Annotated in this window: 16 protein-coding genes; all 16 read right to left on the bottom strand. The window is 40.2% G+C overall.

All coding sequences use genetic code 11. The features are described from left to right. Window positions 1-60: 60 nt before the first annotated feature. Entirely contained in the window at window positions 61-930 is an 870-nt protein-coding gene (locus ACTRWE_RS05775; RefSeq protein ID WP_076922788.1) for an MBL fold metallo-hydrolase, read from the bottom strand. Between the two features lie 148 nt (window positions 931-1,078). Then, a complete protein-coding gene (gene asd / locus ACTRWE_RS05770) occupies window positions 1,079-2,218 on the bottom strand; it encodes an aspartate-semialdehyde dehydrogenase (RefSeq protein ID WP_462879630.1) in 1,140 nt (379 codons plus the stop codon). A 227-nt stretch (window positions 2,219-2,445) separates the two neighbouring features. Next, complete coding sequence (locus ACTRWE_RS05765; RefSeq protein WP_016900182.1) at window positions 2,446-5,079, bottom strand: TonB-dependent receptor domain-containing protein; 2,634 nt, start codon at window positions 5,077-5,079, stop codon at window positions 2,446-2,448. 80 nt (window positions 5,080-5,159) lie between these two features. Next, entirely contained in the window at window positions 5,160-7,949 is a 2,790-nt protein-coding gene (locus ACTRWE_RS05760) for a hypothetical protein (protein ID WP_013463330.1), read from the bottom strand. Between the two features lie 310 nt (window positions 7,950-8,259). Further along, window positions 8,260-9,588, bottom strand: coding sequence for a tetratricopeptide repeat protein (locus ACTRWE_RS05755; protein ID WP_013463329.1), 1,329 nt, complete (start codon window positions 9,586-9,588; stop codon window positions 8,260-8,262). Window positions 9,589-9,625: 37 nt separating this feature from the next. Then, window positions 9,626-10,231: an energy transducer TonB gene (locus ACTRWE_RS05750; RefSeq protein ID WP_013463328.1), complete on the bottom strand. Its 606-nt coding sequence runs from the start codon at window positions 10,229-10,231 to the stop codon at window positions 9,626-9,628. A 6-nt stretch (window positions 10,232-10,237) separates the two neighbouring features. Beyond that, the gene (locus ACTRWE_RS05745) at window positions 10,238-10,648 is read right to left on the bottom strand and encodes an ExbD/TolR family protein (protein WP_008111500.1); all 411 of its coding nucleotides are present in this window, start codon (window positions 10,646-10,648) and stop codon (window positions 10,238-10,240) included. Window positions 10,649-10,701: 53 nt separating this feature from the next. Then, window positions 10,702-11,229, bottom strand: coding sequence for a MotA/TolQ/ExbB proton channel family protein (locus tag ACTRWE_RS05740; protein WP_008111501.1), 528 nt, complete (start codon window positions 11,227-11,229; stop codon window positions 10,702-10,704). A gap of 3 nt (window positions 11,230-11,232) precedes the next feature. After that, window positions 11,233-12,600, bottom strand: coding sequence for a MotA/TolQ/ExbB proton channel family protein (locus ACTRWE_RS05735; RefSeq protein ID WP_013463327.1), 1,368 nt, complete (start codon window positions 12,598-12,600; stop codon window positions 11,233-11,235). A 10-nt stretch (window positions 12,601-12,610) separates the two neighbouring features. Beyond that, window positions 12,611-13,363: a DUF3450 domain-containing protein gene (locus ACTRWE_RS05730; RefSeq protein WP_013463326.1), complete on the bottom strand. Its 753-nt coding sequence runs from the start codon at window positions 13,361-13,363 to the stop codon at window positions 12,611-12,613. A gap of 223 nt (window positions 13,364-13,586) precedes the next feature. Next, window positions 13,587-14,207 (bottom strand): DsbA family protein, encoded by a 621-nt coding sequence (locus tag ACTRWE_RS05725; protein WP_128583728.1) that lies wholly within the window; start codon window positions 14,205-14,207, stop codon window positions 13,587-13,589. Further along, on the bottom strand, window positions 14,185-15,291 hold the full coding sequence (locus ACTRWE_RS05720; RefSeq protein ID WP_013463324.1) for a GGDEF domain-containing protein: 1,107 nt from the start codon (window positions 15,289-15,291) through the stop codon (window positions 14,185-14,187). Before ACTRWE_RS05720 ends, ACTRWE_RS05725 begins: the two co-directional genes overlap by 23 nt. Continuing rightward, window positions 15,288-17,177, bottom strand: coding sequence for a methyl-accepting chemotaxis protein (locus tag ACTRWE_RS05715; RefSeq protein ID WP_016900175.1), 1,890 nt, complete (start codon window positions 17,175-17,177; stop codon window positions 15,288-15,290). The genes ACTRWE_RS05720 and ACTRWE_RS05715 overlap by 4 nt, the downstream gene beginning before the upstream one ends. A gap of 238 nt (window positions 17,178-17,415) precedes the next feature. Then, window positions 17,416-19,059: a M1 family metallopeptidase gene (locus tag ACTRWE_RS05710; RefSeq protein ID WP_462879629.1), complete on the bottom strand. Its 1,644-nt coding sequence runs from the start codon at window positions 19,057-19,059 to the stop codon at window positions 17,416-17,418. A gap of 196 nt (window positions 19,060-19,255) precedes the next feature. After that, a complete protein-coding gene (locus ACTRWE_RS05705; protein ID WP_064663205.1) occupies window positions 19,256-19,771 on the bottom strand; it encodes an RNA methyltransferase in 516 nt (171 codons plus the stop codon). Then, the gene (locus tag ACTRWE_RS05700; RefSeq protein ID WP_016900173.1) at window positions 19,771-20,283 is read right to left on the bottom strand and encodes a YcgN family cysteine cluster protein; all 513 of its coding nucleotides are present in this window, start codon (window positions 20,281-20,283) and stop codon (window positions 19,771-19,773) included. Before ACTRWE_RS05700 ends, ACTRWE_RS05705 begins: the two co-directional genes overlap by 1 nt. Window positions 20,284-20,307: the final 24 nt, after the last annotated feature.

Raw genomic sequence — 20,307 nt, 5'->3', positions numbered from 1 at the left:
TAGCTACAATAAATTTATTTGTGCTCATTACTCTATCCCAATAATCATTATGATATTGAACTATAATTGGTTTAACGGAACTTTAAGGTAGCTTATGCCGTTATCTTCGGCGGGAGGTGGGTTGCCGGCTCTAATATTCATTTGAATAGCAGGTAAAATTAAGCGAGGCATAGGTAATTCTTCGTCACGGCTATCGCGCATTTGAACAAACTGCTCTTTGCTTATTTTAGTCTTTACATGAATATTTGTTTCTTTTTGTTCTTTTACTGTGACCGCAAAACGGTGATTTCGTTTTTCAGTCGGATAATCATGGCATACATAGATTGTTGCCTCATCGGGCATCGAGAGTAGTTTTTGGATTGAATCGTATAATGTTTCAGAGCTACCACCTGGAAAGTCGCACCTTGCAGTGCCTACGTCAGGCATAAAAATCGTATCACCAACAAAAATGGCCTCTTCATTTATAATGTAAACTAAGTCGGCGGGTGTATGCCCCGGTGTGTGCATTACTCGTATCGATAACTGGCCAACATTAAAACTATCTCCATCTTTTAATAGTCGGTCAAAATCAGCCCCATTGGGTAAAAATTCTTTTTCAAGATTAAATAGCGCCTTAAAGCTTTGTTGTACCGTTTTGATATGTTCACCTATGGCGATTTTAGCACCAAAGTGTTTTTTAAAATAAGGAGCTGCAGAGATATGATCGGCATGAGCATGTGTTTCGAGAACCCACTCTAATGAAAGAGAATGGCTTTGAAGGTACTCGCCGATTTTTTTGGCGCCTGATTCACAGCTGCGACCTGATTTATAATCAAAATTTAAAACGGGATCAATCAAGATTGCTTGCTGAGAGTTACTATCAGAAACAACATAACTAAAGGTTTCGCTATCGTCATCAAGAAATGTGTGAACATGAAATTTACTGTGCATAATATTCTCCAATAAGTCTGAACTCATCACTTGAATTAATAAAAATGACCGGAAGCAATAATATAAATGTTGGTAAAGGCCATGAAGATATTAGCGATTTAATTATTAAATAAAAAGGGCTAGCAAATGCTAACCCTCAAAGTAAATATTATTTATTATCAACAATAATACGTAACATACGACGCAGTGGCTCTGCTGCGCCCCATAAAAGCTGATCGCCTACGGTAAAAGCGCTAATATATTTTGGCCCCATGGCGAGTTTGCGAATACGTCCTACTGGAATACTTAATGTGCCTGTCACTTTAACCGGTGTTAAATCTGTAGCTGTAATATCACGCTCATTCGGGATCACTTTAACCCACTCATTGTGTGACGCTAAAATTTCTTCTATTTTTTCTACGCTAATGTCTTCACGTAATTTAATGGTCATCGCTTGGCTATGACAACGCATTGCACCAATGCGTACACATAAACCATCAATAGGCACAGGTTGTTTAGATGAGCCTAAGATTTTGTTGGCTTCAACTTGCGCTTTCCACTCTTCTTTTGATTGACCGCTTGGCATAGGCACATCAATCCATGGGATTAAGCTACCCGCCAGTGGCACACCAAACTGGTCTTGTGGCAAATCCCTTGATGCCATTTTTTCGCTGACTATTTTATCAATTTCTAAAATAGCTGAACTTGGGTTATCTAGTTGCTGTGCAACACTTGCATGAATAGCCCCCATTTGAGCTATGAGTTCTTTCATATTGCGTGCACCCGCGCCCGATGCTGCTTGGTAAGTCATTGGGCTTACCCATTCGATTAGGTCTTGCTCAAATAAACCACCCAGCGCTAGTAGCATAAGTGAAACCGTGCAGTTACCACCTACAAAGGTTTTAACGCCTTGCTCTAGCCCTTGTTCAATGACATCTTTGTTAACAGGGTCAAGTACGATAATACTGTCGTCACTCATACGCAGTGCAGAGGCTGCATCTATCCAATAGCCATCCCAACCTGATTCACGTAATTTTGGATACACCGCATTGGTATAATCGCCACCCTGACAGGTAACAATAATGTCCATTTTTGCAAGCTCAGAAATATCGCTGGCATCTAAAAGCGGTTTAGCTGCACCCGCTAACTCAGGGCCAAGCTGACCTGCTTGTGAGGTGGTGAAAAAGGTGGTGTCGATATGTGCAAAATCATGTTGTTGTTCCATTCGCTCTAGTAACACTGAGCCTACCATGCCGCGCCATCCGACTAATCCTACTTTTTTCATTGTTTGTTCCACTGTTTGAGTCATAAGAAATACCTAATTCATTAAAAATTAAAATTCATTGCGTGAGATTTAATTTTTAGAACAGTTAATCTAGCACCCTATACCCTGCAAAACTAGTCAATAACAGCTAACTTAAAATTATTTCATATGCTTTTTTTAATTCTGAAATTAATAACGGCACAAAAAAAGCCCTACACAAGGTAGGGCAATTATTGTAAGTTTTTATATTCGCCTTCCTAGGCTATTTTGAATTAGAACTGATATTTGTACTCAACAGAGAACTCAGTCCCTTTTTCTTTTGAGCGAGTTAGCGTACCAGCAGATTCAATTTCTGATTTTTGCCCCAAAATATTAAGCACTTTAAACTTAATACTTGAGTTAAAATCAGGGTAGTAAGTATAATTCAAATCAACTGAGTGGAATGGCTGTTCCATCCAATCATCTTGCCCTTCTATACCAGGGATAATAATACGCTCACCAAATACGTTATAAACCAATGTTGCAGCATGTTCACCTGATGGTGCATCATAGCCAAGCTGCATATTCACAACATATTTAGAATGTCCCGTTAAACGACGTTTAGTATTAGTGATCGCCGCAGATACACCAGTTTGATCAACAATAGCTTGACGGTCTAGGTTTATCTCAGAATCACTGAGTGTAACATTACCACTCATAAATACATCTTGCCAAAAACCACCTAAGAAAGTGAAATCTTTAAGATAATCAAACTCAACGCCGGCAACATAGCCATCTTCAGCATTGGCAATACGTACAAGTGGCGGTCCATCTTGAGAAGGAGATTGCACCGACTCAATTGGATCAATCATGTCTTTATAAAACAGACCAACAGAGAAGTTTTCACCAGTATCAAAGTAGTTTTCCCAGCGGAAATCGTAATTTTTGATTTGCGTTGTACGTAATCCAGGCGTACCGCCAACAGGATATTCAGTTAACGGATCAATGTAAGTAGATTCAGATATCTCACGTAAATCAGGACGTACAACCGTTTCACCGTAGCTTAAACGCCATTGTGTTTGGTCGTCCTGAATATAAGTGAATGCAAGCGCACCATAAATATCATCTTCTTGAAACGCTAAGTTACCTAAATCATCATAATCGATTGAAGGATCTAAGCCACCAGTAAACGGGTCAAGTGGCACTGACACTTGCCTGAAATCTTCCCAACGTAAGCCACCTGTCAAACGCCATTTATTATTGAAGAAAAAATCAGCTTCAAAATAATAAGCATCTGTTTTTTGTGCTGAGCGGTAATCATCACCTGCAAACGTTGTATCATTAAGTATGGGTAGATTTAGTTCTGCGTTAGCTATTGCATCATCAGAAAGAATCGTATTCAGCTCATTGCCATTTAAATCAAGGTCTTTAAATGCGCGAGTGTTTATGTCAAAGCGACGATTCGAAGCTGAGCGCTCTTTAGAGACATAATCAGCACCTGATTTTAATTCTATATCCAAACCATCTAACATGATTGGAAAAGTAAAATTAAACCCGTAGTTTTCTACTTCATCATTAAGGTCTTGGAATGTATAACGAGCAGCCGTTGTGGCATTGGTTAATGCGATTTCATTAACTAAATCATAATTACCATCTTCGTTTGCATCATTTACAATGAACCGCGTCTGCATATTTCCTGGTGCATAACGGTTTGAGCGGCCGTTTGAGTATTTCCAATCAAAACCTGCATAGTTAAGAAAATCGAATGTATGCATGCCTTTGATTTGGTTTACTATTAACTCTCTCTCTTCATACCTTACATCGTAAGAACGAATACGCTTATTATCAGACTGGTTATTATTCTCATCAATACCTAGACGATCACGAATTTTATCTTCGGTGTCGCGTAAAATCAGCGTACTAAGGTCAATGCGATGAGCATTATTATACTCAATACCAAAGTTTACCATTCCAGACATTTTCACATTATGCTCAGTGGCAATGATTTTATCGTAACCACGCACCATAGCAGCACTGTTCTCACCTAAACGGAAGTCTTCGCCTTGGTACTCTTCGCCAACAAAATATTTGTTATCATAGCTAACCGCTGATAAAAAGCCGTAACGCCAATCACCTGACTCAAAACTATTACCCAGTGTTGCTGTAAACTTAGTATTGGGGTTTACACTTGTTGCTTGCGGGTCATAATCACGGTTTAAATCAAGTGCTAAAGCACGACTTTGCTCTGGTGTGAGATCATCTAATGATTGCCCAGAGTTATAAATATCCATGATTGAATCTGGTATTTCACGGGTGCCATCATCAACACCATACCAGTCATTCGAGCCGCCATTGTACTCAATGCCATCATCAAAGTTATTGGTGTTATAACCAAGCTGACCTGATACATCAAAAACAAATTGGTCTGGAATGCTTTTTAAGCGTATATCCACATTACCACCACCAAAAGAGGCTGGCATAGAAGGAGAATAAGACTTTTGCACAGACAAACTTTCAATAATTCCTGATGGAAATAAATCAAGCGGGATGACTGAGCGGGTCGGATCAGGACTTGGCACTGCTGCACCATTTAACTGAGTACTTGAATAGCGCTCACCTAAACCACGTACATAAATAAATTTACCATCGACTAAAGTTAAACCCGTTACACGGCGTAACGCAGATGCCGCATCACTATCGCCACTACGGGATATTTGGTCAGCACCCATAATATCGGCAACAAATGCTTGTTGTTTTCGCTCTTCAAGCACGGCTGTTGCAGTGCCTTTTAAACGACTTGCGCTAACCACAACCTCCTCAAGTACAGCCTCATCTTCGGCTTCAGCAGCATGTGCTGAAACGCTTAAACTACATAAAATTGCTGCGGAAAGTGTGGATAAGCAAAACTTTTTAGAAAACTGTTTCATGTTTACCTCTATCTGAAATAAGTTACAGAAAGTGTTAAAAAAGGTACTAGTACTATGTGCTAGCACCCATTCTTACTGTGTTATTCCAGACCTACTGTCCAGCCAGCTGTCCAGTCATTATCACTCGATACAGCACCAATATGTGATGTAGTATCGAAGAAGCTATCTACAGCGTTTACATCTGTAGGAGTTGTTATATCAATAGTATAGATACCATTAACTACGTCAGTTTGTCCTGATGCTACTAAGTTACCTAACGTCGCTGTCCACCAGTTTTCTACGCTAAAATCAACACCACTTGGGTCTTTGAAGTTCTCAGAACAGGCGATAACCGATGACTTAATCGTTAAGGTGCCATCTTGTGCATTTTTAACTGTTTCACTTTCAGTAAATATTGGTGCACCATTTTCATCTACTGGAATACCTTCAACCTCTAGACACTCACCCATGCCTACTGGGCCTGTTACAATCGTGTTATAGATTTGCGCACCCGTTCCCTCACGGAAGTACATGCCTTCACCGTCATCTTCACCTTTAAAGGTATTACCAATAATGGTTAAGTTAGCAATCATTGGATTTGATTTAGGCATTTTAGATGGTGTTTTACCGTCATTATCGGCTTCTATACCACGGTTAGCATCTGAGTTATCTGCAGCTTGCTTAACAAGGATGTGCTGAAGCTTACCTTGGAAACCATTATCCCAATCGATGCTGTCATCTTGAATACTAGTTAGCACAAGGTATTTAGCCTGCACATTACCACCAAAGAACTCAACACCGTCATCAGCATTTTGATGAACTTGTAAATACTCTACAGTAGTACCAGAACCCACAGCACCAAACGTAATACCGTTAATTTCATTACCAGGTGACAGTAAGTAGCCGCCATTCATAACGCGAACATAACGTAATGTTCCAGAATTATCTGCAGTGTCAGTACCACCAAAAACAGCACCGGCTTCAACACCTTCAACTTGTAGCGCACACTCGCCTGTTTCTGGACATTTATTAGATGGCGCATTACCTAGTAGTACTAAACCGCCCCATTGACCTGCTGCCGTTGCTTGACCAGCAACATCTTGACTTGAAGTAAATGAAATAGGCTTATCTTTAGTACCGTTGGCTTCAATTTTAGAGCCACGGCTAATGACAATATAATCTTTACCGTTACGACCATAAACAGTAACGCCAGGCTCGACAGTTAGAGTTGCAGAGTCAGCATTATCATTACCAACAAAAACAGCGCCATCAACTGCGTATAAGTTACCCGCTGTTAATGTTAAGTCTGACGTTATACGGCCAGATATTTCACATGTTGTCGTTACGTTATCCGCTGGTGAAATTGAAGTAGTACCTGCAGGACAACCAGCAACTGCAGCAGGTGCTGTCACTTCTCCACCACCATAACCAAATGCCCAACCTTCACGCCAATCGTCAGAATCATTTAGAGCACCGACAAAATCAACCGTATCAAAGAAGGCATCAACCGTATTAGCAACATCTTGTCCTGCACCTAGTAGTGGCGAACCAGCAATTGGTTGACCATTCACACCAAGCATAGGCTTGTCGTTGATCACATTACCTGTTTGTTGACTAAACCAAGACTCAAGCGCAAGCAACGTAGAACCGTCAGCACCTTTTGGATCTTTAAAATTCTCACCATTGGTACATGACATAAAGGTGTTTTGCATCAAAATAGTGCCATCATTAGCATTATTAACGGTTTCACTATCAGAGAATAATGCATCTCCGTTATCATCCAGCGCAATACCTTCTAATTCTAAGCACTCGCCCATTTCATCAGAGCCTGTGATCACTGAATTATATAAATGTAAGCCGGTACCTTCACGCAGGTAAATGCCTTCGGCTTCATCTTCACCTTTAAAGTTATTACCAATAATGGTTAAGTTTGAAATAATAGGCAAAGACTTAGGCTCTTTTGATGGCGTTTTACCATCGTTATCGGCTTCAATACCGCGGTTAGCATCAGTCGAATTTTTATCTTGCTCAACATACACAAACTGCATTTTACCTTGATAACCGTTATCCCAATCAATACTGTCATCGTCGATGCTCGTTAAAACAACATGCTTTAAGTTAACTGCACCACCGAAAAACTCAACACCGTCATCAGAGTTATTATGTACTTGCAAGTAATCAACGGTAGTACCTGAACCTACGGCACCAAAGGTAATACCGTTTAGCTCATTACCGGTTGAAAGCTCGTAACCAGCGTTTTTAACAACAACATATTTTAACGTACCAGAGCTATCCGCATTATCAGTACCGCCAAATACCGCACCTGCTTCCACACCTTCAACTTGCAGTGCACAATCACCTTCAGCAGGGCATTTATTTGAAATACCATTCCCAAGTAAAACCATGCCGCCCCATTGTCCAGAGGCTGTTGTTTCGCCCATTACATCTTGTTTTGATGTGAAAATGATAGGGTCGCTTTTGGTCCCTGTCGCTTCAATTTTAGAATCACGGCTTACGACTAAGTAATCAGACCCATTGTTACCAAAAATAACGGCTCCAGGTTCAATGGTAAGGGTTGCGCTATCTGCTTTATCTTTACCTACAAACACAGCGCCATCTAATGCCCAAAATGCATCCGTCGTTAATGTCGTATCTTCAGTGATTTCACCTGAAAGCACTTGCACTTTTACTTCACGACCCAAGGCAGCTGAAGCTTCAGTAGAAAGACTTTGACTATATTCACCTGGAAGATCAGTTGGCACTGGTGGTGTAGGTGGTGTAGGTGGTGCTACTGTTTCTTCAACATTAATATTAATATCACCACCGCCACAACCAGCGAGTGTAATTGCAGAAGCCAAAAGGCTGATCTTAAATAAACCAGATAATTTCATTGTTCACTCCGTTAAGATATTTAATTATTTTATTAGCGCATTAAGTAAAAACCCAAGTCACGTTAAAACACGAAAGTCATGCTTTAAGATCACTTGAGTTTTTCAACGAGCACTACCTTACGGGAGCTATGTGACAATACAGTTACACTTTAATAAACATAAAATGACAATGTAATTTATTTAAATAACAACCTGTTATGATAAATTTAAACGAAAAAAACCGCCCTAAGGCGGTTTTGGTGTTGCGATTATAAAACAGGTTTTGTAATCAAACTGGCAGCGTTTAAATTACAATAGTAGCGTTGGCAAATTATAACAATGCGGTGCGTAATGTTTCCGCGTGTAACTTTTCACGCTTGACATATTTGATCCATTGTTCAGCCAATCGCTGCGATTTTTTGTGTTTCTCGGCTTGCTCAAACGCTAAAATAGAGGCATCAAAATTTTGCATGCTGTATTGGGCCATACCTAATGCAACATAAGCGTTGGATTCAAAATCAAGTGAACCTTTATCTAATGCTAACCGAGCAGCATCAGCGGCATCTTCAAATTGCTCTAAGTTAACAAGTACTTCAGCCATACGTTGATCGTACTTACCGTGTTCCGAAAGCTCTGCCGCTTTTGCAAAATAACTAACTGATTTATTATCTTCTTTAGCTTGCACCATGGCTTCTGCGATAAATGCATAATTCTTCGCAGACTTTTCAGCAACGCCTGATTCAATCGCTTTACTCATTACACTGGCTGCTTTATAAGCAAGCTGATTATATAAATATACCTGCGCAAGCTGCCTTAAGTCAGATTTAGAGGTTAAAAATCCTTGCTGGTAAGCCGCTTCTAAAACACTAAGCTGCTGTTTTTCTTGCCCAGTTTCACCATACATACCGGCTAATTGGACCCAATACTCAGGTTTATTGTAAAGCTTTACCATACGCTCAAGTACGCTCACTACTTTATCGGTTTGGTTAAGTGAGTAATACATAGCGCGTTGCAGTACCAGCCAGTTTTCTTTGGGTACTTTGCCTTCGCTATCACTTAAGTTAATGGCTTGCGTAATGTAACTCAGGCCTTGCTCATAGTCTTTTAATTGATAGTAGGTTTGCGCCCTTAATAAATAATAGGCGTCGGTTTTAGGCTTAGTGTTTATAGCATCCCATTTGTCTAAAAATGCAATCACCTTTTTATAGTCACTGTTAGCCATAGCAAGCTGCGCAAGGCTGAATGTTGTGCTCAGGCGTAGTGTTTCTGGAATGCCATCTTCGGCAATCACTTTTTCAAATGAAGCAATCGCTTTTACAAGGTCGTTTTCATTGTAATAAATAAACCCATAAAAGTTATGCATCATCGCAATTTCATAAGAGTTCATACTTGATGAGCGCGCTTGTATGCTGTCAAGCGCAGCCAAGCCCGCTTTACTGTCGCCATCATCCGCAAGTTTTTGGGCGCGAGCTAATTGGCTGTATACTTTTTCACGCAGTGCGGGCACTCGTGTTGTTTTTTGCTGTTCAGCGGCCTGTACTGTCGCCAAGTTTATACCCGGAAATACACTCAATGCACTTGGTGTAACAACGCTGGCACTGATTGCAACAGTGCACAACATACTCAGCTTTAATAGCTTGGTTGTTAGTTTTAATTTCATAATTGCCTCACGTTCACTCTTTGCTTACTTAACAGAATTAACCATTAATTTGAAAAGAAATTTTATTTTGCACACCGGCTACTTCAACAGCTTCACCATTAACCACGCGCGGTTTATATTTAAATTTAAGGGCCGCATCCATCGCTGCTCTGTCAAATAATGACTCTGGCTCGGCTTTAATAACTTGCGGCTCTTTAACCGTGCCTTGCTTTGTCACTGTAAATTCAACAATGACATACCCTTCAATACCACGCGATAACGCACGCCTTGGGTATACCGGTGCTACTTTTACTATGGGTAAATACTCACCATCACTGGTTTCTAACGCTAATCCACCCGCTAGATTTACATCCGCATCGACATTGGCAGCAAAATCAAAGTTGTTGCTAGCAGCGTTGTTATCGCTACTTTGCATTTGTGGCGATTCCATTGGCGGTGGTGGCTCTTTAGGCGTTGGCGGCTTTTGTGGTTTACGCTCCTTTTTTTGTACCGTTTCTTCTTTTTTCAAACGGACAAAATCTAACACATTCCCTTTGGCAGGCTCCGTCATGGCGCCTTCACCACCGGTGATCAATGCCTGCATACCTAAAAACAGGATAAAGGTCACCACACCCGCTATAATTAACGCAAGTACATAACGCATCACTCGTTACCCTTCTTGAGCCGCTATTGAAACATCAAATACACCCGCTGCACGCGAGGCATCCATGACTTTTATCAAGGTTTCTGTGGTGGCTTTTTTATCGGCCTGAATAACTACACTGCCTTGTGGATTTTCAGCTTTTAAGCGCTCAATGTTGGCTTGTACAGCGCGTACATCAATTTGACGTTTATTGATCCAAATTTCGCCTTGATCTGAAATGGCCACTAATATGTTAGCCCGCTCTTTTTTAACTGCGGTTGCCGCTTCTGGACGGTTTACATCAATACCCGCTTCTTTAACAAACGAGGCTGTCACGATAAAGAAAATAAGCATAATAAATACAACATCCAGCATAGGGGTCATGTTTATTTCTTCTGCTTCGTCTTCTTGGAATAAATTACCTAATGGGGCTCTCATGTTATTTCTCCTAGAATAAGCGGTGATTATGTTCACCGCTTTTCAATAATTATTTAGTGGTCTAACACCATAGTGTCTTGCAACAATTCAACTTCACGCTTTGCTTTTCGTTGTAAATAGGTTGAGGCAAACACCCCAGATAACGCACCGACCATTCCTGCCATTGTCGGTATGGTTGCTTTTGACACACCTGATGCCATAGAGCGTGCGCTGCCTGTACCTGTAATGGCCATTACATCAAAGACTTCTATCATCCCTGTAACTGTGCCAAGCAATCCTAATAGTGGACACAGCGCCACCATTACATTAATCAGCGGTAAATTTGCGTTTAAACGCATGCTGGCGCGTGAAACCATGGCTTGGCGTATTTGCTCTGCGTTCCAGCTGTTGCGTTCACTGCGCGTTTTCCACGTATTTTTAACGTCTTTTTTGTAGTGCCGATAGCCATTAAAAAAGTACATAAATCGCTCGAGTATCAATAACCACATCGCGAAAATTAACACGGCAATGACCAAGAGCACTTGGCCACCTGTGTCGAGAAAATCACGGATAGCATTGATTGAATCAATCAATAGCACCATGGTTTAGGCTCCTTTCTCGCTTCGCTCGGCAATAATACCTGCACTTTGTTCTTGTAAAATAAGCAGTAAACCTTTTGAGCGAGTATTCAATAAGGTGTATAAAAACACCGTTGGAATGGCAACAACAAGACCTAATACCGTAGTAACCAGGGCTTGCGAAATACCGCCCGCCATTAGTTTAGGATCGCCAGTACCAAATAAAGTAATTGCTTGGAAGGTATTAATCATCCCGGTTACCGTACCGAGCAAGCCAAGTAATGGCGCTACCACAGAGATAATTTTAATAAGCGTTAAATTACGGGTGATTTTTGGCATTTCGCGTAAAATGGCTTCGCTTAACTTAAGTTCAAGCGTGTCGTAGGCCACATTTGGGTATTGATCTTTCACTTTCATGACGCGCCCTAACGGGTTGTCATCACGGGGTGTATCGTCTTTTAATTGACGACGGATTTTTCCACCCATCAGCATGAGCGATACAAAACGCTCTAGCGCAATTAATAACGCTAATAAACCAACGCCTAAAATAACGTAACCGACCGCACCACCTTGGTGAACTTGCTCGCTGGTATCAGGGGCTTGTACTAACAAACCTAAAATTGAGCCGCCTGTTGGGTCAAGCGCAAACGGTACAACACCCGTGTTTGCTTGCTGCAAATCAGCCGCAGTCGCAGTAAAGCGGCTACTTGGTTGGCGAGTAAGCTGGCTAATGGTATTGGTGGCCGGTGTATACTCTAGGTACTGACCGTCACTAATAAGGTTAAATGCACCCACACGTACCACTTCTTTTTGTACTTTATTGCCACCGTCAACAATTACATCAGTATTGAAGCGGCTTACTTTTCCTTGTTCGGTCATTTCGCGTTGTAGCTCAAACCAAACCTTTTCTATATCTTCAATAGACGCAAGCTTTGAAGTTGAACCCATTTTTTGCGCCAATTCGTCCATAAAAGTACTACGCCCAGGTAACTGTGCCGATACCACAGAGGTAGCAAACTTGTTACTTGAATCGCCAGCGACTTGTTGTAGCACACCAAATAGCTCTTTTAATGAACCCATACGCTTTGATAAGGTATCAGTTAGATTAGCCAATTTAATTTCGTTTTCTTCAAATTGCGTCTCTAAACGCTCTGACTCGCTAAGCATTTGGTTACGTTTAGCTTGGGTGTTTTTAAGCATTTGCACTTGTTCATTTTGGCGTGCTGCAAATTCTTGTTCACGTTGTTTATTTTGCTCTGATTGCGCTGATTTACCCTGCTCTAAGGTTTTTAATAAGGCATCTAAATTCATCGGCTCAGCGGCAATGCTGGTGCCCACAAAGCTTAAACTGGCTGCAAACACGGCCATTTTTGTCATTTTCGTTAATAATTTCATGGTAAACCTCTTATTCTGCAGCGTGAATTGGCAGTGTTAACATATCGGGGGCTAGTTGTTTGCGAGCAATGCGAAGCCCTTTATTAATTTGGCTAATGGTTGAATCAGGCAGTGCAACAAACGACTGTGACTGTTGATCCCAACTACCTGCTTGTTTGCCATCGCGGGTAAGGTAAATGAGTTCTAAACGGCCAATGCGCAGAAAGTCAACTTCACGTTCTTTATTGTCCACATCAAGCAATGCGGTATACGCTTCAATAGTGCGTCCGTAGTCAACCTCAACTTGATAAGCCTCTAAAACACGACGAAATTTTTCACTTGATGAAATATCAGCGCGTTCCATCATTGCATTTAATGATTCAAGGCGCTGCTTACGCTCTTGCTTTAAAAACGGCACATCTAAGGCAACAAACTGTTCAAGCCCGGTGATCATACGAAGCATTAAAGGGGTTATTTGGCGTTCAATTATCGATACTTGATCCATCGATAAATTAATCGACTCCATCTCTTCTATTTGATTATTTAACTGTTTGGTAAGCTGTGCGTTATAAACGGCTAGGCCATCTATTTCTTTATTTAGGGTTTTAAATTGCTGTAAACGCCCTTGCATTGAATCTGCAATCTTGTCTATTTTTGTTTGTGATTGCGCAGCTAAATTATTAATTTCGCTGCTTTTATCAATTACCGTGTTTAAATCATTGGCGTGGACTGCTGCACTTGCGGCTACAATACCAGCTAAAATTAATGGTTTAACGCCTTTCATCGTATACACCTTTGCTCGTTAATTAGCGGATTTGCTAGTGTTTATTAATCGCTTTAGCTCGTTTATAAAAAACAATTTAAAGCGAGATAGTTTCAATGAGCGAAAGTGTATAGATTAAAAATGACAAGCGTGTTGCGTAAAAAAGTCGCTTTTATGACAACGGTAATAAATTAGCCTTATTGGCCTATTTTACAATTCAGGGATGAAAATAGTGGGATTAAGTTTACAGGTAGGATTGTATTTCAATCAGGGTTTGTCGCCAATCTGTGTAGTTAATAGCAATAGGGTAAGCGCGATTGTTATGTATTAATACTAACGACGGAAAACCTTGAATAGGTAAACTGCGAACATAATTAAGCTCATCATCAAAGCGACGCTTAAGCTCATTAGAGTGAAGTAACTGTGCAAATAAACGGGCGTCTAAACCAATTTTTTCGCTTAGTTTAATTAAAACCGCTTCATCCGATGGGTTTTGTGCCTGTAAATAATATGCCTGCTGTATTGCCGCTATCATCTGTGGTTCTTTGTTGAAGCTGCGAGCAATTAAAGCGGCCCTGCAAGAGGGATAGGTAGAACGGCGAGGTTGGCAGTCTCGCCAAAAATCAAAATTAAACTCTGTGCCTAACTGGCTGCTAATTTTTTGCCATATGGCTTGTAGTTGCAACTGCATATCCTGACTCATTGGCAAGTCAGTATCTGCAGCTAAACCACCCACTCTGTACTCAATGGGAAGTTTGTTTGCTAAGGCAGCCTCAAGCGCATGCCAAGTCGGTGCATAACCCCAGCACCAGCTACACATAGGGTCGTGTACATATATTAATTTACTCTGAGGCGTGTTGATCATGTACAGATACCACCTTATTTCTACCTTGCGCCTTAGCGCTGTATAAATACTGATCCGCTTGCTTTAACGCATTATTATAATCATCTACACTGTTAGCCTGAGCAATACCCATACTACACGTTAATGATACTCGCTGATGTTTGTCGGTTAGCATCACATGGTTTTGCACACATTCTCTAAAACGGTTGGCCAAAATGCTGGCCTCAAGGGTTGTTTGTTGCGGTAAAATAACCACAAACTCTTCGCCGCCATAACGTGCTTTAAGCGCTGTTGCAGGAAACTGAGACTCTAATAACTTAGTAAATTCAATTAAAACCGTATCACCAAAATCATGCCCGTAGCTGTCGTTTAATTGTTTAAACTTATCTAAATCAATGAGTAAAATAGACAGCGGCAAATAATGTTCTGGCCTTGAAGCTGCTAGCTTTAAAAAATGTGAGGTAATAAAGCGACGATTAGGCGCCCCGGTAAGCTGATCGGTATGAGCATGCTGTTTTTGCTCTAAGGTGATATCAGCAATTGCTAAATGACTGCGGTGACGAAAATATTCACCTATAAACGAAAACACTAACACCAGCGAAAATGCAGCAACAAAACGGGTCTTTTCTACCGCGCCATAAATAACTTGCCCCATATCAGGGCCATACAACATAACAATACAGCTCAATAACATGGCACTGCTTAACCAGGCGCCAAACTTCACACCCAGTATGGCAAATGCAGCAACGGGATAAAACATTAGCCAATATAAAGCAGTGTTTTCTTTACCGCCGGTGTATACCAAAGCTAAGCACATCACAAATACAATCACTAAAGTGATGAGGGCGATTGCATCAATCTGCTTTGTTTTCATAAAATAAATAATACACCCTACAATCGTTACGTTAACCACAATTAACGCAATAGTAAGGATTGGTGCATACACGTGATGATTGGCAATTACTAAATAGGTAATTAACACCAAGGCAATCGCTATCATGGTAAATAACGAAAATACTTGGCGTTGTTTATCAAAGCTATAAACGCTGTCAATATTGATTAAATTGAGCCAGCTTGGCTTATTTATTTTTGTTTTACTGATCATACTTTGAATTTTTTAACCATGCGCTCTAAGTCACTAAATTGATGCTTAAGTTTGGTACACTCTTCCAAAGTAAGATTTAGGTTTGATTGGCCTTGAATCGATAAGTCGCTGATAACGTGAATATCGCTATGTAATGACTTAACCACTTGGTTTTGCTCATCCGTAGCATTAGCGACACTATGATTGGCGTCGGTTATTTGCTTAATCGCACTAATTATTTGTTTCATTACATCGCCAACCGCATCCGCTTGCTGAACACTTTTTTCACTTTCTTCTAAACTGGTTTTCATAAGCTCAACGGCAGAGCTTGAACCTTTTTGTAATTCAATGACGGTGTTTTCTATTTCTTGGGTTGATTGCTGAGTACGCTGTGCTAGTTGCCTTACTTCATCGGCAACAACCGCAAATCCTCTTCCCGCTTCACCAGCACGAGCCGCTTCTATCGCCGCATTTAAAGCCAGCAAATTGGTTTGCTCACTCACCCCTTTTATTACTGCCAGTACATTTCCTATATTAGCGGTATGCGAGTCTAAACTATTTATGGTTTCTTGCGCTTGCTCTATATTTTGTGACAGTTGATGAATACTTGAAACGTTGTTTGTGAGGGTCTGTTGATTCTTAGCACAGTATTGATCTGCATCTTTGGCAAGCGTCGAGGCATTACTGGCGCTGGTTGAAATTTCTGTTGAGGTGGCTGAAAACTGGTTGATTGCCGATGCCACACTATTGGTGCGCTCACTTTGGTCGTCATACATAGTTAATGTTGAGTCTGTCTGCGTAACCAATTTAGCAACTGCCGTTTCCAGTAACTGCGTTGAAGATTTAACCTGAATTATTGAATTTTGGATTTTTTCTATAAAAATATTAAACGAATTGCTCAATTGACCAAATTCGTCATCGTTTTCAACGCTTAACCGACAGGTTAAATCGCCCTCACCTTGCGCTATATCTCTAATGGCATCATTGAGACGATACATAGGGCGCATCAAATAACGCAGTAAAAATTCCAGTGACGCAACAATCACTAAAATACCAATAATTAAAAATACAATTGCCTTTTGCCCAAACGAAGAAACACTTGAATACGCTTTATCTTTATTGACCACTACACCTAAATACCAATCAACGTTTTCAATACCACGAATTTTAGTAAAGGATACCAGCGAGGTTTCACCTGCTACTTGATACTCGGTGAATTCTCTTGCTAACGGTGCATTTTTACCAATTAAGTCAGCGACTGTTTTTGAATTTAATTTACTATCAGGGTGACTTAATATTTGCCCTTTATTATCAAGCAAAAAACCATAACCGAGTCCTAAAAAATCAATATCTCCAATAATTTCAGCGATGGTTTGCATATCAATATCTGCCCCCGCTACCCCTTTAAATTGACCATTACTATTAATAGGGGCAACGGCTGAAATTGTCAGTTCGTTGGTCGTTACATCGATATAAGGCGTTGTAAAAGCCGTTGTTGTTTTATTTTCTACTAATTTATACCAAGGGCGACTTGTCGCATCAAAATCGCTGGGGAGTACAACACTCTGATCATTTAAAATAAATGTACCCGATGATTTACCTATGTAGGTATTTTTAAAATCCCCCGCAAGCTCAGCGGTATTTAATTGCGAAAGCGTTAAAGACTTGGCATCGTCATCTTGGTATGTTTTTGCGATAGAGATCACAATCGCTAATTTATTATTTAGCCAGCTTGCAATATTTTTAGAGACAGACTCAGAGTTTTGCTCTAGTACTAGCGATAACTGCTCTTGAGTTTGATGCCGCATTGAAAAATAATTATTTATGGTGAAAACACCTAACACTAAAACTAACACTAATGATGCAGCAATGGTGATTTTGGAGGTGAATTTAAGCGAGCTAAACATAAGTACCTTAAGTATTAATCATTATTATCAGTGTCTTTTTAACAAATTTTTAACTGAATGTCTTAGCAAATATGACTTCAATGAAATTAAAGAACAAAAATAATAATAAATAACTAGTTCTTTCAAGGATGACTTTGCCACAGTGCGTTTAATTTTTAGACTAGCAGAGCCCAGATAAATAAGTGTTTAAAAGCACTATGGGGATAAATTTTATCCCCATAGTAACGCTTTACCTAAATTATTCATCTTGTTGGCACTGGCTTGTGATCGGTAATTGCCGAAGTACCTTCATCTGTGGATCTACAATAATATGATCAACAGGTTTAGCTTTAATGGTAATGACTCCTTCAATTGGTATATAAACTTGAAGCTGGCCATTAATTGAAATGGGTACTGGCATTTTAAAAGGCGTCGCATCTTTTTCACTTTTGCTCCAATATAAATTGGCCACGTTATTTTGACGTTTCATGGTTAGTGTTGGCAATGAAGCTTGTTTTAAATACACATCAAATAGCCAGTTATAGTCTTTTTTTGTAATGCGATTAACAATATCAATGAACTGCTGCGTGTTGCGATATCGGGATTGAATTGGGTAACTGAGGCTTTTCGTGTCGCTACTCCCGTAGATTAACTCGCGTGTTGCTTGCCAAAATAACTCATCACCAATTAACCAACGCAAAGTGTGTAATGTCCAGCCTCCTTTACCATAAATATCTGAGTTAAAAGCTTCTTTTGAGCTTAATTCACCTTCTTTAACAATAGGTTGGCAGTTTTTTATACCTAAATAGGCTTTATACATTGCATGGTTATAAGCGGCCTCACCAAAGGTATATAAACTGTAAGACGGTTGCATGTAAAAGCCAAAACCTTCATGTAACCACGCATCATTCAATTGCTCATGTGTCATTAAATTACCAAACCACTCATGCGCTAATTCATGCTGAATAAGCCAATCATAACCACTAGGGTCGCGAGTGTACCCTTTGCCATAAGCATTTATCGTTTGATGTTCCATGCCTAAATGAGGCGTTTCTACAAAGCCAAGTTTTTGTTGCCCCCAAGGATATGGACCTAACACAGATTCAAAAAATGCCATTTGTTGATAAACATCGTTGGTGAGCAAATTACTGGCTTTTTGCCTATTTTCAGGTAACACCCAAAATTCCACAGGAATGTTAGTACCATTTATACTGGTATATTGCTGTTGAATGCGCTCAAATGGGCCAATATTCAGCGCAATGTTGTAATCACTCGCAGGCTCAGATAAAAACCAATCAAACTCGGTAGTCTTGTTTTGTAATACAGTTACATTTTTTAGTACCCCGTTACTGGCAACATACAATCCAGTGGGTACCGTTACCCGTATACGCATACTATCGGCTTTGTCACTAAAGTGATCTTTACAAGGCCAAAATAAATCACAGCCCTCACCTTGCACCGCTGTTGCTATCCAAGGTTTACCATCGTTTGTTTCACTAAATACAAAACCACCACTCCATGGAGGGTTAAGCGCAATATGTGGCTTGCCTGAATAGTTAATGGCAACTTCAACCACTTCTCCCGGGTATTTTTTTTCATATAAGTTAATCGTGATCACACCACGAGAATGGATAAAGTCGGCTTTCTTATCAGCAACTGTTACTGTGTTTATACTAAAGCGACTATCGAGTTTTAGTTCAATTTGCTGAGTTTCTTTAACGACCCGAAATACTGTTTTCCCTGTGCCGGCTATCTGCTTTTCTTCTGGAAAAACGGCTAACTTAAGATCATAGAAAATAACATCGGTTGATTGAGCCACGCTAGATAATGGTTGACCAGTATTAGCAACGAGGGGATCTAATTTTGCAGGTTTGCTGGTGCAGGCACTGAGTATATATATCAATGTAACAACCAAGTAACACCTAATCACATGGTGCAAGAACAACATAAATAATAAGCTCTTATAATTATAATTTTTTAATATAATTACATAGTTTTACATTTATAGTGTCTAAAAAAGACGAATTGCTTATTTTTTAAGTTAACTAGTTACTTTATTTTACATTTAGCAAGGGATAAACCTTAAACAAAAAATATGTTTAAGGTTGTTTTTGCCATTTCATTTTATTATTGGTATCGCGTGAAGTGATAATGGTTTCATCACTACTTTGAATACCGCCAAGCTTGGCGAGCCGGTCATAAAGAACAACATTACAGGTTGCTGCTAAATTCATACAGCCTATGGTTGGAATATAAACAACTTCATCACACCATTTTAAAACGTCTTTTGGCACTGAACCATCCTCTGGACCAAACACATAAAATGCGTTCTCAGGGTGGGTAAACTCAGGCAAGGGAGTCGCCCCTTCTATTAGCTCTATCACCACCACTTTAGCACCTTCAGGTTTACTTGATGCTAAATTATCAGTGGCGGTTAATGGAATACGTTGCACTACATTTTTAGTATCGGTATGAAATTTCTGTGCGTTTAAATAACGGTTGCCAGTAAAAAAAACCTGCTGTGCGTCATAACAGCCTGCGGCGCGTAATACGCCCCCCACGTTGGTCGGGCTTTTAGGATTAATTAAACCAATACTTGCTTGTAATTTACTCATTAGTTGCAATCCTTGGTTGGCCACTCGGCTATATACAAATCAAAATCTTCTAGCTTTACGTCACAGTCTTTTACGGTTTTATCTTTAACAGAAATGTTTAGCTCGTGCATTTTAGTTTTATCGCCGTTATTAAGTAACGGATGCCACGTTGCTAATCCACGTCCTTCGTGAAGTCGGCGATAGCTGCAGCTTTGCGGCATAAAGAAAATGTCTTTGAGGTTTTCTTTGGTAAGCTTAACGCAAGAAGGCACTAAGGTTTGGCGGTTTTCGTATTCACTACAGCCACAGGTTGCGTTATCAAGGTATTGGCAAACAATATTGGTAAATATAAGTTGCTCACCTTCTCTTAGCTGATCAGTGGCGGTAAAGTCATCTTCGTCTTCGCTGTCAATAAAGGTGTTTAAACAACACTTTCCGCATCCGTCACAAATGGCTTCCCATTCTTGCTGGTTCATTTCATTGAGACTTTTGCTAAGCCAAAATTGGGTTTTTGCTAATTGTTGATCAAACATGGTGTTCTCGCGCCTTTTAAGAGC

This window comes from Pseudoalteromonas sp. G5_S1_54_S4, assembly GCF_054968565.1.
The sequence above is the reverse complement of the archived record's forward strand: the minus strand, read 5'-3'. Positions and strand labels throughout refer to the sequence as shown.

Bases quoted from the DNA above. Each gene is read 5' to 3' on its own strand.
- ACTRWE_RS05735 (WP_013463327.1), bottom strand. From the start codon at position 12,600: ATGAAATTATTAACGAAAATGACAAAAATGGCCGTGTTTGCAGCCAGT.
- asd (WP_462879630.1), bottom strand. From the start codon at position 2,218: ATGACTCAAACAGTGGAACAAACAATGAAAAAAGTAGGATTAGTCGGA.
- ACTRWE_RS05745 (WP_008111500.1), bottom strand. From the start codon at position 10,648: ATGAGAGCCCCATTAGGTAATTTATTCCAAGAAGACGAAGCAGAAGAA.
- ACTRWE_RS05775 (WP_076922788.1), bottom strand. From the start codon at position 930: ATGCACAGTAAATTTCATGTTCACACATTTCTTGATGACGATAGCGAA.
- ACTRWE_RS05750 (WP_013463328.1), bottom strand. From the start codon at position 10,231: ATGCGTTATGTACTTGCGTTAATTATAGCGGGTGTGGTGACCTTTATC.
- ACTRWE_RS05700 (WP_016900173.1), bottom strand. From the start codon at position 20,283: ATGTTTGATCAACAATTAGCAAAAACCCAATTTTGGCTTAGCAAAAGT.
- ACTRWE_RS05715 (WP_016900175.1), bottom strand. From the start codon at position 17,177: ATGTTTAGCTCGCTTAAATTCACCTCCAAAATCACCATTGCTGCATCA.
- ACTRWE_RS05755 (WP_013463329.1), bottom strand. From the start codon at position 9,588: ATGAAATTAAAACTAACAACCAAGCTATTAAAGCTGAGTATGTTGTGC.
- ACTRWE_RS05705 (WP_064663205.1), bottom strand. From the start codon at position 19,771: ATGAGTAAATTACAAGCAAGTATTGGTTTAATTAATCCTAAAAGCCCG.
- ACTRWE_RS05730 (WP_013463326.1), bottom strand. From the start codon at position 13,363: ATGAAAGGCGTTAAACCATTAATTTTAGCTGGTATTGTAGCCGCAAGT.
- ACTRWE_RS05760 (WP_013463330.1), bottom strand. From the start codon at position 7,949: ATGAAATTATCTGGTTTATTTAAGATCAGCCTTTTGGCTTCTGCAATT.
- ACTRWE_RS05765 (WP_016900182.1), bottom strand. From the start codon at position 5,079: ATGAAACAGTTTTCTAAAAAGTTTTGCTTATCCACACTTTCCGCAGCA.
- ACTRWE_RS05725 (WP_128583728.1), bottom strand. From the start codon at position 14,207: ATGATCAACACGCCTCAGAGTAAATTAATATATGTACACGACCCTATG.
- ACTRWE_RS05720 (WP_013463324.1), bottom strand. From the start codon at position 15,291: ATGATCAGTAAAACAAAAATAAATAAGCCAAGCTGGCTCAATTTAATC.
- ACTRWE_RS05740 (WP_008111501.1), bottom strand. From the start codon at position 11,229: ATGGTGCTATTGATTGATTCAATCAATGCTATCCGTGATTTTCTCGAC.